The following is a 16,315-nucleotide window of genomic DNA, read 5'->3' as shown; positions in this document are numbered from 1 at the left end:
TTGAAATACGATTGGTCTTATGTCAGAAAAAATGGACTTTGTCTTGCGCCCTATCACCGTTGAAGACAACGCCTCAATCGCCAATGTGATTCGTCAAGTCTCGGCGGAGTATGGGTTAACCGCCGATAAAGGCTACAGTGTTGCCGATCCAACCCTAGACGATCTTTTTAGCATCTACTCACAAGCAAATGCCGCCTATTGGGTGGTGGAACATCAAGGGAAGATCGTCGGTGGAGGTGGCTTTTCTGCGCTAGCAGGGGTCGAAGGTGTCTGCGAGTTACAAAAAATGTACTTCTTACCCATTTGCCGTGGGCAGGGTCTGGCCAAGAAAATCGTTTCGCTCAGCCGCAGCGCCGCGAAAAAGATGGGTTATCAACGCTGTTACCTAGAAACCACTGCCTGCTTGAAAGAAGCCATTGCTCTGTATGAAAAGCTCGGATTTGAACATCTGCAAGCGCCACTCGGGCAAACCGGACATGACGCTTGTGAAGTGGTGATGATTTGCCATTTATAAGGCAACTAGCGGACAAAGTGGGTAACCGAAATCGCCTCATCGAGCACAACGGGTGCGCTCAGCGTCTGACCATCAAGCTCAATCTCTAATTGATATGGTGTTGCTGGGCTGGGGGCGTCAATTTGAAATAAAGCACTAGCATGATCGCTGCGCAGATCCAGAGGGATATTGTAGCGGCGGCCATCAAACTTGACTGAAGCTGAAATCAAACCCGATACGTAGGTTTGATAGTAGAGATCCACTTTAAATTCACACCCACCACCATGGTGCCAGATTTGCTCGGTCGTCACGCAATCAAGACGAACGTGGCGGATAAACTGCAAATACGGCTCTCGCCAGATCCCCATTCTTTCGTCACTGGGTTGATAGGCATTTGCCCCTAACTCGCACAATGCCAGTCTGTCTTCCTCAAACAGCAATTCTTCTTCCTCTTCGAGAAAAAGAATTTCAAAGCGATTACGTCCATGTTGCAGATAAGGACGAATATCTTTGCGATACTCAAACTGACTTTTATCACAATCAAACACAGCAATGCCGTTTAAGCGCACTTCGGCATGGTAATCCACTCCAGCAAGCACCATCTCAACCGCAGGATAAGCCAGCAAACTGTCATCCACTTCGATGTCGTGCATCAAGTGCCATTCTTGCGCCGCAATGGCTTGCTCAGAGAGGGAAGCAGGCAAAATCTCGCTTAGTGGCGCGGGAAAGCAGAGATCATCTTGTGGAATAGAGAGATCGGTAAGCGGGGAAAGTTGCCAATAACCAGTGAGTGAGAGTTGCATATCATAATTGAGCTAGATCAAGTTTGCCGCATTATATACACAACCCTGCCAATGAGCGAGCGCTGTTCTCCGTATGAGTGTAACAAGATGAATAACAACGCCATGCGAGCAAACGGAACACAAACAAAAGCCGGCAATCGCCGGCTCTTGTTTTATTAGTCTTCGAAGTCTTCGTCTTCGTCGTCATCTTGGTATAGCGCATCTTCACCTTCGTAGTAAGTGCCCCAACCATCATAGATGATGTCGTATTTTTCAGCGAGATGAACCAACTTCTCTACTTGAGCATCAATGGTTTCAGCGTCCAGCGTCGACTGCATGGTTGCATCACAACAAAGCAGCTTGTTGCCGTCTTCATCTTCAGTTTCTTCAGCTTCCAGCACTTCAAAGCCCATCTTAAATGCTTCAACAACCGCTTTTTCTAGGGTGTCGAAATCTTCAGCAAATAGGTGGTGCTCGATTTCATACAGTGCTTCAGGATCGCTGCCATCTTCAAGCAGAGCAGCGATAATATCGCGAGTCTCTTCCTTTTGAATCTCAATTAACTCTTCTACTGATAGATATTCATCTTCGTGAGACATGTTTTAGCTCCGGAATCGTTACTCTAAATTGGATCAATTTGTTGCGGTGAAATATGGCATGGATCGCCTAGAAAAGCCACCGACAAAGCGACATACAACCTATCTTTTGCTGCTTAACCTCAAAATGGGCCGTCACCACAATGCAAAACAACACATTTTTAACAATAGTGCCAATTTATTAATATTCAGAACATCCTAACGCCAAGAAGATGAAATATAGATAAATAGAATTGCCCTTATCGCGCGACTTCATGCAGTAAACAAATGCGCTTCTAGAATGAATAACGCCTAAGCCGAACGATAAAATGCAGTTTTTTGAATAAAAAATCACGTTTTATTCAAAAAGACTCAAAGTAAGCAAAGCACCGTTTACGCATAAAAAATCAATCCTGCCGTACTTTTTTTAAACACCACAAAACAAAATAAACATCCAGAGAAAGCGGTTAGATTGGAATTTAAAACCAAAAATAACCAATAATGCAGGACTTAAACAAAGCCAGATGATTTGCATCTTATACAAAAGATTGTCATAAATAGCGCCAGGATAAACTGTAAGGATGCAAAATGAGTAAGTTGTATGTAGGTTCTGAAGTCGGTCAGTTACGCCGAGTCCTTCTTAATCGACCAGAAAGAGCCCTAACCCACCTTACCCCTTCAAATTGTCATGAACTGCTGTTTGACGATGTCTTACTGGTTGAGGCGGCAGGTAAAGAGCACGATGCGTTTGCCGATACGTTGCGCCAACAAGGTGTTGAGGTGCTACTTCTGCACGATTTGATGGTGGATACCCTCGCCGTGCCAGAAGCAAAGCAGTGGCTGTTAGATGTTCAAATCTCCGATTTTCGCTACGGCCCAATTTTTGCGCGCGACTTACGTCGTTACCTTTCTGAGATGGACAACGAACACCTTGCCACCATTTTGCTGGGTGGTCTGGCTTACTCTGAATTACCCATTCAGTCGGCCTCTATGCTGCCGCGCATGAAGCAGCCATTAGACTTCGTGATTGAACCGCTCCCGAATCATCTCTTTACCCGTGATACCTCATGTTGGGTTTATGGTGGTGTATCGCTCAATCCAATGATGAAACCCGCACGTCAACGTGAGACCAACCATTTGCGGGCGATTTATCAGTGGCACCCCATCTTTGCGGGGCAAGATTTCATCAAATACTTTGGCAACGAAGACCTCCATTACGACAACGCCAACATTGAAGGGGGCGATGTGTTAGTGATAGGTAAAGGCGCCGTGCTGATTGGCATGTCAGAGCGCACTACCCCACAAGGAGTGGAAAACTTAGCGGCCAACCTGTTTAAACATGGCCAAGCAAAAGAAGTGATTGCCATTGAACTGCCCAAACATCGTTCGTGCATGCACTTAGATACGGTGATGACACACATGGATGTTGATACTTTTTCTGTTTATCCAGAGATCATGCGTAAAGATCTGCATACTTGGCGCTTAACGCCAAAAGGCAATGGCGAGATGCAAGTAGAAGCTTTGCATAACTATTTGCACGCCATTGAACGTGCACTGGGCTTGAATCACCTCAATATCATTACCACCGGTGGTGACAGTTATGAGGCAGAACGTGAACAGTGGAACGATGCCAATAACGTGTTAACCGTGAAACCAGGCGTGGTGATTGGTTATGAACGAAACGTCTACACCAATGAAAAATACGATAAAGCGGGCATTGAAGTTCTCACCATTCCGGGGAATGAATTAGGCCGTGGCCGTGGTGGTGCACGCTGCATGAGTTGCCCGATTGAGCGTGATGATATCTAACTTCGTGCTAATGTTCTCACTAAAGCCAACTTTTTAAGTTGGCTTTTTTATGCTTAATTTTAAAATAATTATTCACAAAAGTAGCATTTCTATGTTTTACTAGTGCCATGACGATGGATAAATAAGGAACGAGTCATGGCATTTAATCTCCGGAATCGCAACTTCCTCAAGTTGTTGGACTTCTCGACAAAAGAGATCCAGTTTTTGATCGATCTGTCTGCTGATCTAAAGAAAGCCAAATACGCTGGCACTGAGCAGAAGAAACTACTGGGCAAAAACATTGCATTGATCTTTGAGAAAGCGTCAACTCGTACCCGATGTGCTTTTGAAGTCGCCGCCTTTGATCAAGGCGCACAAGTCACCTATATCGGCCCTTCTGGCTCGCAAATTGGTGATAAAGAGTCGATGAAAGACACTGCGCGAGTGTTGGGTCGCATGTACGATGGCATTCAATATCGTGGCTTTGGTCAAGCGATCGTCGAAGAGCTCGGTGCTTTCGCTGGCGTCCCGGTATGGAATGGCTTAACCGACGAATTTCATCCCACACAAATTCTTGCTGACTTCCTCACCATGCTTGAACACAGCCAAGGCAAAGCACTTGCCGACATTCAATTCGCCTACCTTGGTGATGCGCGTAATAACGTCGGCAATTCGTTGATGGTGGGCGCAGCCAAAATGGGCATGGATATTCGCCTTGTTGGCCCGCAAGCTTACTGGCCCGATGAAGAACTCGTGGCCGCCTGCCAAGCCATTGCCAAACAAACCGGCGGCAAGATTACCCTGACTGAAAATGTCGCAGAAGGGGTACAAGGCTGTGATTTCCTCTATACCGATGTTTGGGTCTCCATGGGTGAATCACCAGAGGCTTGGGATGAGCGCGTGGCATTGATGAAACCTTATCAAGTCAACATGAATGTCCTCAAGCAAACTGGCAATCCGAATGTCAAATTTATGCATTGCCTACCGGCTTTCCACAACGACGAAACCACCATTGGCAAACAAGTGGCTGACAAGTTTGGTATGAAAGGCTTGGAAGTGACCGAAGAGGTGTTTGAATCTGAGCATTCGATTGTGTTTGATGAAGCCGAAAATCGCATGCACACCATCAAAGCCGTGATGGTCGCAACTTTAGGCAGTTAATCGATTACATTTCAGACCTAAAGCTTGATGTAATCGCTTGCGCTCGCTTTTCTTACGCGTATAATGCTCGGCAATTTGTCCGAGGGTTGGTAAATAACAATGGATCATCGCAGTAACAAAACACGACGAGCAGGTACGCAATCCCACCTGCATGGTGTTGTTTCTTCTACCATTGTATTTGTTCAACCAATAGAATTTTGAAGCCTCCCGTCATGGGGGGCTTTTTTATGCCTGAAACATTCAGATAGGGAAGACGATTATGACAAACTCGCTTTATAAGAAGCACATTATCTCCATTCCAGAGCTTAGCCGCGCTGAGCTGGAATTGATTGTCAAAACGGCAGGTCAGTTAAAAGCAGAGCCAAACCCAGAGCTGATAAAGAACAAGGTCGTCGCGAGTTGTTTCTTCGAGCCTTCCACCCGTACTCGCCTGTCGTTTGAAACGGCCATCCAACGCATCGGTGGCGATGTCATTGGGTTTGACGATGGTGGTAACACCTCACTGGCGAAAAAAGGCGAAACGCTGTCTGACTCGGTACAAGTCATCTCGAACTATGTGGATGCTTTTGTCATGCGTCACCCACAAGAAGGCGCTGCGCGTCTGGCTTCTGAATTTTCTAACGGTGTTCCGGTGATCAACGCCGGTGATGGTGCGAACCAGCATCCAACTCAAACGCTGCTTGATCTGTTCACCATCTCCGAAACGCAAGGTCGTTTGGACAACTTGAATGTGGCGTTTGTCGGTGACTTAAAATATGGCCGCACCGTACACTCGTTGACGCAAGCCTTGGCAAAATTCAACAACATCCGCTTCTTCTTTGTTGCGCCAGACGCATTGGCAATGCCAGATTACATTCTTGAAGATCTGGATGAAGCTGGCATCAGCTACAGCCTGCACACAGACATGGAAACCGTAATCCCTGAGCTGGATATTCTCTACATGACGCGCGTACAAAAAGAACGTTTCGATGAATCGGAATACGCGCACATTAAATCCGCCTACATCCTCACCGCAGCGCTATTGGAAGGCGCACGTGAGAACCTCAAAGTGCTGCATCCACTGCCACGTGTGGATGAGATCACCACTGACGTCGACAAAACACCGCACGCTTACTACTTCCAGCAAGCAGGCAACGGCGTTTACGCTCGTGAAGCCTTGTTGGCACTGGTACTGAACGAATCACTGTAAGTAGGAGAATCAAGATGAACAAAGAGACAAAATTGCAGGTTGAAGCGATTAAAAACGGTACAGTGATCGACCATATCCCAGCGCAAGTAGGCATCAAGGTGTTGAAACTGTTTGATATGCACAACTCATCGCAGCGCGTCACCATTGGCTTAAATTTGCCTTCATCCGCTCTGGGTAACAAAGATTTGCTCAAGATTGAAAACGTGTTTATCAACGAAGAGCAAGCGAGCAAATTGGCCCTTTACGCGCCTCACGCCACCGTCAATCAAATTGAAGATTACCAAGTGGTGAAGAAGCTCGCGTTGGAGCTGCCTGAGTTTGTCAGTGATGTCTTTGAGTGCCCAAACACCAACTGCATTACGCACAATGAGCCAGTCGCGAGTAACTTCCGCGTGTTTGAGAAAAAAGGCGACGTACGTTTGAAGTGTAAATATTGTGAAAAAGTCTTCTCCCGAGAGATCGTCACTGAGCGTTAATCGATACGATCCCCGCCTACCTAGCGGGGATTTTTTCTTTACCAATCATTTCTTTCACGGCACACTGAACGCTCTTTGTTTTCCTTGCAATCAAGACGGAACATAATAATGACTAAAGTACTTCATACAGACTCAGCACCTGCTGCAATCGGCCCATACATCCAAGGCGTAGACCTAGGCAATATGGTACTGACCTCTGGCCAAATCCCAGTAAACCCAGCAACAGGCGAAGTGCCAGCAGACATCGCAGCGCAAGCTCGCCAATCGCTCGACAACGTCAAAGCGGTGGTCGAAGCCTCTGGCCTGACTGTAGGCGACATCGTGAAAATGACGGTATTCGTTAAAGATCTCAACGATTTTGGCACAGTAAATGAGGTGTATGGTAACTTCTTCGACGAGCACAACGTCGCGCACTACCCAGCACGTTCATGTGTGGAAGTGGCTCGTCTACCAAAAGACGTGGGCATCGAAATCGAAGCGATCGCGGTTCGTAAATAATCGCCAATCCAACCGATTTTAAAGGGTGACATCAGGTCACCCTTTTTCATTGCTGCTCGCTACACCAAACGGTTGAGCGTTTCGCCTCGCCAATAGGCGTTGATGTTTTCCAGCAAAATCTCACACAACTGAGTAATCGCAGAATCACTGCCCCACGCCACATGCGGCGTGAGCAGCAAGTTTGGCAAATGCATATTCGCGAGCAGCGGATTGGTTTCATCGGCAGGCTCTGTGCTAAACACATCTACGCCAGCCGCCGCAATGTCGCCCTTTTTCAACGCCTCGACCAAAGCCTGTTCATCAACTAAGCCACCACGCCCAGTATTGATTAAAATCGCGTTGCTTTTCATGCTGGCCAGCTCCGCCGCGCCGATTAAGTGGTGTGTTTGCGCTGAAAGTGGGCAATGAAGGGAAATCGCATCGGCTTGCGCCAACACCTCTTCAAAACGGTGATAGCCCTGACGACAATCGCTTTGCCCTTTTCGCTCAGCAAACAACACCTTCACGCCTAATGCTTGCGCCAATTGCGCCGTCGCTTGCCCTAACGCGCCAGAGCCAATGATGCCCAACGTCGAGCCTGCCACATCGCCAATGGGATGAGTAAAAAAGCAAAACTGCTTGTCCTGTTGCCATACACCGGCAGCAATGTCTTGATGATAACCAAACAGGTTACGACGCAGCGCAAACAGCATAGCAATCACGTGTTCAGGCACCGATCGCGTCGCATAGCCTCGCACATTCGCGACGGCAATGCCTTTTTCCGCGCAAAAATCCACATCGACATTGTTAAATCCGGTTGCAGCGACCGCAATCATCCGTAAGTTCGGCAACTGCGCTAACAATGCTTGGTCGAGCAGCACTTTATTGGTGATGACAATATCGGCCGCTTGCAGACGTTCAATCACTTGTTCTGGCGACGTGAAATCGTATTCAACCCAGCGATGCTCAAACGCCAAAGTCGGCAGGGTGATGTGGGCAGGAATGGTGGCGCGATCGAGAAAAACCACAACAGGCAGCGACATAAAAACTCCTTACGCACTGCCAGTGAAAAGAAATCGAAAACGTGAAAGGCGAGAGCCTAGCTCTTGGGCAGCGACTTGTAATCCGGTAATTTACGCGCAGGATCGAAATATGAAAAGATCATCTCTTCGGCATCCGGATAGAAGTCACAAGGAACGAATAAGCTGCGTAGCCAATGGCTCTTAGGATGATAAAAGCTCAGCTCTGCGGCATGCAATTCGAGGCGTTCGGAGAAGGTAAACGCGTCACCTTGGGCGTAAAATTCATCGCCGACAATCGGATGCCCCAATGCCTGCATGTGCACACGCAGCTGGTGCGAACGCCCCGTCACAGGTAATAAGCGCATAATCGTGGTTTGTGCTCCATTGGCATGCACTTCGCGTTTGGCAACTTGAAACGCCGTTTGCGATGGCTTGCCATGTTCATGACACACCTTCTGCATCGGTCGGTTTGGCCAATCACAAATCAGTGGCAAATCAATCATGCCTGAATCTGCTTCTACATGGCCCCACACGCGTGCGTAGTAGACCTTATGCGTTAAACGGTATTGAAACTGCTTCTTTAATGCCGCTTCTGCGCGCTTGTTCTTGGCAAACACCATTAAACCTGAGGTCGACATATCCAGGCGATGCACCACTTGGATCTCAGGATACTGCTCTTGCAAGCGGCTCCACATGCTGTCGTGATGCTCTGGCAAGCGCCCCGGAACCGAAAGCAATCCCGAAGGTTTGTTGACCGCCAAAATATGGTCATCTTCGAAAATAATCTCCGTCCAAGGATCGGTCGGTGGAAGGTACTCAAGCATCGCCATAGCAAAGTCTCACTATAAAAATGTCCCCAAACTACTTGGAGTTGCAGGTAGGCGGCAAGTGAGGTCATCCCCATGAACATAGAAGACTATGTAATTGGGCCGGGCTGGCGACCCAGAGGACGAACGTAGTCAACGCCGCTGCAGCTTCAAGTAGGAAGGGGATAACGGGCATATTGTCATAACCCAACGGCTCCAGTAAAGGAGCCGATGGTCGTTTAACGGATCACTCGGGATCAGTTGTGGCTCACCACAATCAGACGCAGTGAATCCAATTGGAATTGCGCCTTCGAGATGTAACCGTTCAACTCTTTGATTTGCGCGTCAATCGCCTCAATTTCTTCATCACGAATGTTCGGGTTGACCGCTTTCAATGCTTGCAGACGCTCAAGTTCACTATTAAGACTCTGCTGCATCTCTTGCTGTGCTTGCTGACGAATTGCTTCGACATTTTCCACCACCAACTGGTCACCGGCTTCAATCAAACGATGGATATCGTTTTGCACCGACGAAACCAATTTGCTCGCCAAATGGCGATTCACTGGGCTCAATTGACGGTTAAAGCTTTCAAACTCCACTTGACCAGAGAGATCGTTGCCACGAGCGTCCATCATCAAACGAATTGGCGTGCGAGGTAAGAAGCGGCCAATACCACTGCGTTTCGGCGCTTGCGCGTCCACCGCATAAATCAGCTCTAGCAGCAAAGTGCCGACCGGCAATGCTTTGTTCTTGAGCAGAGAAACGGCACAGGTGCCCACCCCTTCACTCATCAGCAAATCAATGCCGCCTTGGATCATTGGGTGTTCCCAACTGATAAAGTGCATGTCTTCGCGTGACAACGCCGTATCGCGATCGAAGGTAATCGTCGCGCCTTCGTACGGCAAACCTGGGTAGCTCGGCACCATCATGTGCTCCGACGGCGTCACCACGATGGCATTTTCACCTTTGTCATCTTGGTTCAAACCAATGGTGTCAAACAAGCTAAGTGCAAAACTCACTAGGTTGGTATCGCCATCTTTGGCGGCAATTTCCGCCACGATTTGCTGCGCTTTCTCCCCACCGTTGGAGTGCATTTCCAACAGACGGTCACGCCCTTGCTCAAGATCGGCTTTCAACGCTTGATTCAGTTTGGCCGATTCCGCAATCACGTCATCCAACGCCTCATTGGAACCCGATGCCAACATCTCGATCAGTTGATCGGAGACTTGGTCATAGACAGTGCGGCCTGTTGGGCAAGTTTCAGCAAATGCATTGAGGCCTTCATTAAACCAACGCGCTAAGACTTCTTGTGCGGTTCCTTGCAGGTAAGGCACATGAATATCGATATCACGTTTTTGACCAATACGGTCCAAACGACCAATACGCTGTTCAAGCAAATCTGGGTTGAATGGCAGGTCAAACATCACCAACTGGTTAGCAAATTGGAAGTTACGACCTTCAGAGCCGATTTCACTACAAATCAACACCTGTGCGCCGCCCTCTTCTTGCGCGAAGTAAGCTGCGGCTTTGTCGCGCTCAAGGATGGACATACCTTCATGGAAAACGGTGGCACGAATGCCTTCACGCTCACGCAACGCTTGTTCAAGTTGCAATGCCGTGCTGGCACGCGAAGCGATCACTAAAACTTTCTCACTGCGTTGCGCTTTCAGCTTTTCCAGCAACCAGTTTACTCGGCAGTCAAACTGCCACCAGCTCGACTCTTCCCCTTCAAATTCTTGGAAGATCTCTTCTGGGTAGAGGTTTTTCATCGCACGCGCTTCTGGGGCCAACTTGCCACCGATCATGCCCGAAACACGCATCGAGGTGGTGTATTGGGTTGGGATCGGCATCGGCAACAGGTGCACATTACGCACAGGGAAGCCTTTGATCGCCGCACGGGTGTTACGGAACAAGACACGGCCAGTGCCGTGGCGGTCCATCAAATTATCAATCAACTCTTGGCGAGCGATCGCTTTGCTCTCTTCGTCAGCATTACTTTCGATGATGCGGAACAGCGGCTCAACGTCCTGCTCAGAAAGCAGTTCGGTAATTTGGTTTTTCGCCTCATCCGCCAGCTTCACGCCGGAGAATAACGCGGTAATCGCATCCGCAACTGGCGCGTATTGCGCTTCTTCTTCAACAAACGCAGCGTAGTCGTAGAAACGGTCTGAATCGAGAAGGCGTAAGCGGGCAAAGTGACTCTCACGGCCAAGCTGTTCCGGGGTTGCGGTCAACAGCAACACACCGGGTGTGCGTTCTGCTAAGCCTTCTACCACTTGGTAGCCACGGCTGGGTTTGTCTTGGCTCCACTCAAGGTGGTGCGCTTCGTCCACCACCAGCAGATCCCATTCGGCTTCGAGCGCTTGCTCAAAACGCTTGCGACTTTTACGCAAGAAATCGAGTGAACACAGTACGTACTGCTGGGTATCAAATGGGTTATCTGACTCGGCAAACGCTTCGACACAGCGTTCTTCATCAAAGATAGAGAAATGCAGATTGAAACGACGCATCATCTCCACCAACCACTGGTGTTGCAACGTTTCAGGCACCACAATCAGGATGCGTTCAGCACGGCCAAGCAGCACTTGCTGGTGAATGATCATGCCCGCTTCAATGGTTTTGCCCAAACCCACTTCATCCGCCAGCAATACGCGTGGCGCATGACGACGACCCACTTCGTGGGCAATGTAGAGCTGATGAGGGATCAAGCCCGCACGCATACCACAGAGGCCGCGCATTGGACTGCGGTGTTGTTCATATTGATTTTTGAGTGCGCGGTAACGCAACACAAAGTTGTCCATGCGATCGATTTGACCGGCGTACATTTTGTCTTGCGGTTTATTAAAACGAATTTGGTTGCTCAGGAAGATTTCACGCAGTGCAACACCAGTTTCTTCAGTGTCTTCACGCGTGCCAAGGTAGGTATATAACCCGTTCTCTTCCACTACTTGTTCCACTTTGAGTGACCAACCTTCTTGACACTCAACCACATCACCGACATTAAAAACTACTCGGGTTACCGGCGCATCGTTACTGGCGTAAACTCGGTTCTCTTCTGATGCTGCAAACATCAGTGTCACGGTGCGAGCATCTAACGCCACTACCGTACCTAAACCCAAATCGCTCTCCGTATCGCTGATCCAGCGCTGCCCCAAAGCAAATGCCATGAATAGACTACCTCGTTTTAATTGTGAATCTTAAAAGCTTAGTTCTGCTTTTTGTCACCGCCAAACGGGACAAATCAATTATCAATCGATGAAGAAATCGCCGCAGAAAAAGGCCGCTAATCTTACTTGATGGCGTGATGGAGGTCACGCTCAAACACTCGGAATCCCAATATTTTTTTCAAGCCGTGACGATGAAATCAAAATGTAAAGAAAGCGTGTCATTTGTGAGTCCTGGTGTTCCAAAAATGACGTATACTCGAATTAAGCCAACATGAACGCGTCAGAAAGATGACTCGGCACAATTCATGCTAGCTTTAACGTAATCGATTTGGATCAACACGGGTTTGCAGTAAGTCGTCTCGCTACTCGGTTGACATGCCATAAGCGCCCCAATTGGTGCCTCTGTCGGTATATTACGCCGAATGCTCACGACCTCTTCTGCAGGCAAGATGCTAAGCAGGAAGCGCATTCTTCCGCTTAGTGTACTTTGAGCAAAGCCGGCTTTACGGCAAGGAGACGCTATGGGCGATACTGATCGGAAACTGTTTGTACTTGATACCAACATACTGCTGCACGAACCCTTCGCAATTTATTCCTTTAAAGAGCATGACGTCGTCATCCCTATGACGGTGCTTGAAGAACTCGACAGAATCAAAGACAGCAAACGAGATGTGGCCCGTGATGCACGCGTGGCCATTCGGGCGTTGGAAGATCTTTTCAAAGACGCGACACCTGATGAAATTTCAGAAGGTATTCCTGTTTCGAAAGAGGGCGAAGGCCGCGGCACCATTTCTATTCTGGCCGATTTTGAACTGCAAGAAACCGTCAAAGCATTCGCAGATAAAGCGGGCGACAACCGTATCCTCAATGCTGTGCTCTACCTACAAAACAAGCGTGCCCCACGCGAAGTGGTGTTGGTCACCAAAGACATCAACATGCGCCTACGTGCCAAAGGCGCAGGGGTGCGGTATGTGGAAGATTACCGCACCGACCAATTAATTGATGACATTCAATACCTCACCAAAGGCTACCAAGTGCGAGAAGGTGAGTTCTGGAGCCAAGTCGATCAGGTTGAAAGCTACGCTTTGGAAGGACGCACTTTCCATAAGCTGGATCGAGCGCCGTTTGATCCGACGTTTATCAATCAATACGTAGTGGATGCTGAGGAAAGTGATTTCGTTGGCCGCGTCGAAACCATCGATGGTGACAAATTGACGTTGCTCGATCTCAGCCGTGAGCGCCTGATGCACCGCAAAGCATGGGACATCACACCGAAAAATATCTACCAAGCGATGGCATTGGACGCCTTGCTCGATCCTGATATCGATCTTGTGATTCTTACTGGTGCGGCGGGCAGCGGTAAAACCTTACTGGCACTTGCGGCTGCGCTTGAACAAACCATTGAAAAAGGCATGTTCGATAAGATCATCGTCACGCGAAACACCCCAGACATTGGCGAGTCAATCGGTTTCTTACCGGGTACGGAAGAAGAAAAAATGATGCCTTGGCTGGCAGCGGTCACCGATACCTTAGAAGCACTGCACAAGCACGATCACTGTACCGAAGGCTCGCTAAAATACATCGTCGACAAAGCCAACATTCAGTTTAAGTCGATCAACTTTATGCGCGGCCGCTCGATCCAAAATGCGTTTGTTCTGCTCGATGAGTGTCAAAACCTCACCGCCTCGCAGATCAAAACCATTATTACTCGCTGCGGCGAAGGGACGAAGATCGTCTGTTCCGGTAACCTTGCGCAGATCGACTCTCACTACCTCACCCCAGTTACCTCAGGATTAACTTACATGGTTGAGCGCTTTAAAAACTTTGAAGGCAGCGCCAACGTCCACCTCAATGGCGTGGTGCGCAGTCGCTTGGCTGAGTTTGCCGAGGAGAATTTGTAGTGGAGAAAGAGAGGAACTAGGAGCTAGGAACTAGAAACTAGGAACTAGGAACTAGGGGCTAGGGGCTAGGGGCTAGGGGCTAGGGGCTAGGGGCTAGGGTACTTGTTAGAGTCGCAATAAGTAAACAAGTTGACTCGCAAAGAAAAAGGGGCGAACACGTCGCCCCTTTAATTTCATGAGATTACTCAGTACCACCTACGGTGATCGAGTCCAACTTGAGGGTTGGCTGACCAACGCCAACAGGAATGCTCTGCCCGGCTTTACCACACACGCCGACACCGCGATCGATGCTGAGATCGTTACCCACCATCGAGACTTGCTGCATCGCTTCGATCCCCGAGCCGATCAAGGTCGCCCCTTTCACTGGACGGGTGATCTTGCCATCTTCAATCAAATACGCTTCTGAGGTCGAGAACACAAATTTACCGGAAGTAATGTCCACCTGACCGCCACCAAAGTTCGGCGCGTACAAGCCTTTCTTCACCGTCGAAATGATCTCTTCTGGGGTATGCTGACCTGGCAACATATAGGTATTGGTCATGCGCGGCATCGGTAAATGCGCGTACGATTCACGGCGGCCATTACCCGTTGGGTTAACCCCCATCAAACGCGCGTTGAGCTTATCTTGCATGTAACCTTTCAACACACCATTTTCGATCAGCGTGTTGTACTGGCCATTCACCCCTTCGTCATCGACGTTCAGTGAGCCGCGCAAATCTTTCAAGGTGCCATCATCAACAATGGTGCACAAAGAAGAAGTCACTTGTTCGCCCACTTTGCCAGAGAAGACCGAAGATCCTTTACGGTTGAAATCGCCTTCCAAACCATGACCGACCGCTTCATGCAGCAGAACGCCCGGCCAACCAGAACCGAGAACCACTGGCATACTGCCCGCTGGTGCGGCATCGGCTTCTAGATTCACCAACGCCATGCGAATTGCTTCATCGGCAAAATGAAACGCGCGTTGGACGCCGTCTTCATCACCGATAAAGAAATCGTAGCCAAAACGGCCACCACCACCCGCACTGCCGCGCTCGCGTCGTTCGCCTTTCTCAGCTAACACACTAATGGAAAGACGAACCAAAGGACGAATATCCCCTGCGTACGTACCATCCGTCGCTGCCACCAACATTTGCTCATGCACGCCACTGAGGCTAATCGACACCTCTTTAATCAGCGGTTCTTTAGTGCGAATGTAAGCATCCAATGATTTAAGCAGTTCGGTTTTCTGTTGTTTTTCCCATCCCGCCAGTGGATTGACTGCGGCATAGTAGTGCTGGTTTTCGCTGCGTTTAAAGGCGCGAACTTGGCCATTTTGCCCCTGTTGAGCAATGCCTCGTGCCGCAATCGCACTTTGCTTTAAACCATCCAACTGAATTTGATCAGAATAGGCGAAACCCGTTTTCTCACCCGTCACGGCACGTACGCCGACACCACAATCAATGTTAAATGAGCCATCTTTGATAATGCTGTCTTCCAACACCAGTGACTCATGCCAACTGGATTGAAAATAGATATCGGCATAGTCAATTTGACGCGTCGCAATACTGCCTAACGTAGCAGCGATATCCTCTGCCGTCAGGCCCCCGGGTGCTAACAGCGCTTCTTCAATCTGATTTATGCTCATAAGCTTGGCTCTGCCTTGTTATTCAATCTTTATTGTCTAGTAAATGAGTAAAACGGCTGTGTTTCACCACTGGCATTTTACGTCGAATCGTGTCACTTAAGGCTAAGTCTATCTCTGCAAGCAGCAAATCACCTTGTTGCGGTAATTGTGCGACGACTTTCCCCCAAGGGTCAATGACCATAGAGTGGCCCCACGTTTCACGACTGGCGGAATGCATTCCGCCTTGTGCTGCGGCAATCACCCAGCACTGATTTTCTATCGCTCGAGCGCGCAAGAGTATTTCCCAATGCGCCTCTCCAGTCACCGCAGTAAACGCCGCGGGCACCAACAAAATATCGGCTCCCTTTTGACGTAGTGTTTGGTACAACGCCGGAAAGCGAACATCGTAGCAAATGGAAAGCCCTAAACGGCCTATGGGCGTGGCCACCACACTGCTGCGATCGCCAGCCAAAAAGCTGTCTGATTCACGGTAATGCCCATGGCCATCGCTGACCTCCACATCAAACATGTGCAGCTTGCTGTAATGACCAAGACGTTCGCCATTGGGGCCAAAAACCAAGCTGGTAGTGGTAACGTCATGCCCTTGGCGAATCGGCATGCTGCCAATCACCAGGGTCACTGCCAGCCGTTTGGCAAGCTGCGCCATGGCCTGTTGCAATGGGCCATTACCAAGCGGTTCGGCATGCTGGTGGTAATCCTCTCTGCCACCAAACAGCAAGGCGTTTTCTGGGGTCACCACCAAACTTGCCCCTAGAAGGGCCGCCTGCTCTGCCCAATGCTCAATATAAGCCACATTGTCTGTACAGTCTGACGTCGACGTCATTTGAATAATGGCAATCCTTTCCATCATT

The 16,315-nt window shown here is 49.1% G+C and carries 14 protein-coding genes; 7 read left to right on the top strand and 7 right to left on the bottom strand.

From position 1 onward, the window contains the following. Nucleotides 1-19 precede the first annotated feature (19 nt). Nucleotides 20-514 carry a GNAT family N-acetyltransferase gene (locus VV1_RS06950; RefSeq protein ID WP_011079427.1) on the top strand — a complete coding sequence of 165 codons (495 nt, stop codon included), beginning with the start codon at nt 20-22 and terminating at the stop codon, nt 512-514. 5 nt (nt 515-519) lie between these two features. On the opposite strand, the gene VV1_RS06945 is transcribed toward VV1_RS06950, so the two are convergent. After that, a complete protein-coding gene (locus VV1_RS06945; protein WP_011079426.1) occupies nt 520-1,296 on the bottom strand; it encodes a glycosyl hydrolase 2 galactose-binding domain-containing protein in 777 nt (258 codons plus the stop codon). A gap of 155 nt (nt 1,297-1,451) precedes the next feature. After that, nucleotides 1,452-1,874: a ribonuclease E inhibitor RraB gene (rraB, locus tag VV1_RS06940; RefSeq protein ID WP_011079425.1), complete on the bottom strand. Its 423-nt coding sequence runs from the start codon at nt 1,872-1,874 to the stop codon at nt 1,452-1,454. Nucleotides 1,875-2,438: 564 nt separating this feature from the next. Between rraB and arcA the strand changes: the two genes are divergently transcribed. From arcA to VV1_RS06915, 5 genes are all read left to right on the top strand, one after another. Then, nucleotides 2,439-3,659: an arginine deiminase gene (arcA, locus tag VV1_RS06935; RefSeq protein ID WP_011079424.1), complete on the top strand. Its 1,221-nt coding sequence runs from the start codon at nt 2,439-2,441 to the stop codon at nt 3,657-3,659. Between the two features lie 135 nt (nt 3,660-3,794). Beyond that, complete coding sequence (gene argF, locus VV1_RS06930) at nt 3,795-4,799, top strand: ornithine carbamoyltransferase (RefSeq protein ID WP_011079423.1); 1,005 nt, start codon at nt 3,795-3,797, stop codon at nt 4,797-4,799. Nucleotides 4,800-5,058: 259 nt separating this feature from the next. Next, a complete protein-coding gene (gene pyrB, locus VV1_RS06925) occupies nt 5,059-5,988 on the top strand; it encodes an aspartate carbamoyltransferase (RefSeq protein ID WP_011079422.1) in 930 nt (309 codons plus the stop codon). Nucleotides 5,989-6,002: 14 nt separating this feature from the next. Then, on the top strand, nt 6,003-6,464 hold the full coding sequence (pyrI, locus tag VV1_RS06920) for an aspartate carbamoyltransferase regulatory subunit (RefSeq protein ID WP_011079421.1): 462 nt from the start codon (nt 6,003-6,005) through the stop codon (nt 6,462-6,464). Between the two features lie 108 nt (nt 6,465-6,572). Next, nucleotides 6,573-6,962: a RidA family protein gene (locus VV1_RS06915; protein ID WP_011079420.1), complete on the top strand. Its 390-nt coding sequence runs from the start codon at nt 6,573-6,575 to the stop codon at nt 6,960-6,962. Nucleotides 6,963-7,021: 59 nt separating this feature from the next. Here VV1_RS06915 and VV1_RS06910 read toward each other — a convergent pair whose 3' ends face one another. The 3 genes from VV1_RS06910 to rapA form a co-directional block, all read right to left on the bottom strand. Beyond that, nucleotides 7,022-7,984, bottom strand: coding sequence for a D-2-hydroxyacid dehydrogenase (locus VV1_RS06910; RefSeq protein WP_011079419.1), 963 nt, complete (start codon nt 7,982-7,984; stop codon nt 7,022-7,024). Nucleotides 7,985-8,040: 56 nt separating this feature from the next. Beyond that, entirely contained in the window at nt 8,041-8,793 is a 753-nt protein-coding gene (gene rluA / locus VV1_RS06905) for a bifunctional tRNA pseudouridine(32) synthase/23S rRNA pseudouridine(746) synthase RluA (RefSeq protein WP_011079418.1), read from the bottom strand. Between the two features lie 233 nt (nt 8,794-9,026). After that, nucleotides 9,027-11,936, bottom strand: coding sequence for an RNA polymerase-associated protein RapA (gene rapA / locus VV1_RS06900; RefSeq protein WP_011079417.1), 2,910 nt, complete (start codon nt 11,934-11,936; stop codon nt 9,027-9,029). A gap of 521 nt (nt 11,937-12,457) precedes the next feature. Here rapA and VV1_RS06895 point away from each other — a divergent pair. Beyond that, nucleotides 12,458-13,837: a PhoH family protein gene (locus tag VV1_RS06895; RefSeq protein ID WP_011079415.1), complete on the top strand. Its 1,380-nt coding sequence runs from the start codon at nt 12,458-12,460 to the stop codon at nt 13,835-13,837. 181 nt (nt 13,838-14,018) lie between these two features. On the opposite strand, the gene tldD is transcribed toward VV1_RS06895, so the two are convergent. Beyond that, nucleotides 14,019-15,464: a metalloprotease TldD gene (gene tldD, locus VV1_RS06890; protein WP_011079414.1), complete on the bottom strand. Its 1,446-nt coding sequence runs from the start codon at nt 15,462-15,464 to the stop codon at nt 14,019-14,021. 22 nt (nt 15,465-15,486) lie between these two features. Beyond that, the gene (locus tag VV1_RS06885) at nt 15,487-16,311 is read right to left on the bottom strand and encodes a carbon-nitrogen hydrolase family protein (protein ID WP_011079413.1); all 825 of its coding nucleotides are present in this window, start codon (nt 16,309-16,311) and stop codon (nt 15,487-15,489) included. Nucleotides 16,312-16,315: the final 4 nt, after the last annotated feature.

Source organism: Vibrio vulnificus CMCP6 (assembly GCF_000039765.1).
Classification (GTDB): domain Bacteria; phylum Pseudomonadota; class Gammaproteobacteria; order Enterobacterales; family Vibrionaceae; genus Vibrio; species Vibrio vulnificus_B.
Note: the sequence above shows the minus strand (reverse complement) of the source record. Positions and strands in the feature narration are given on the sequence as shown.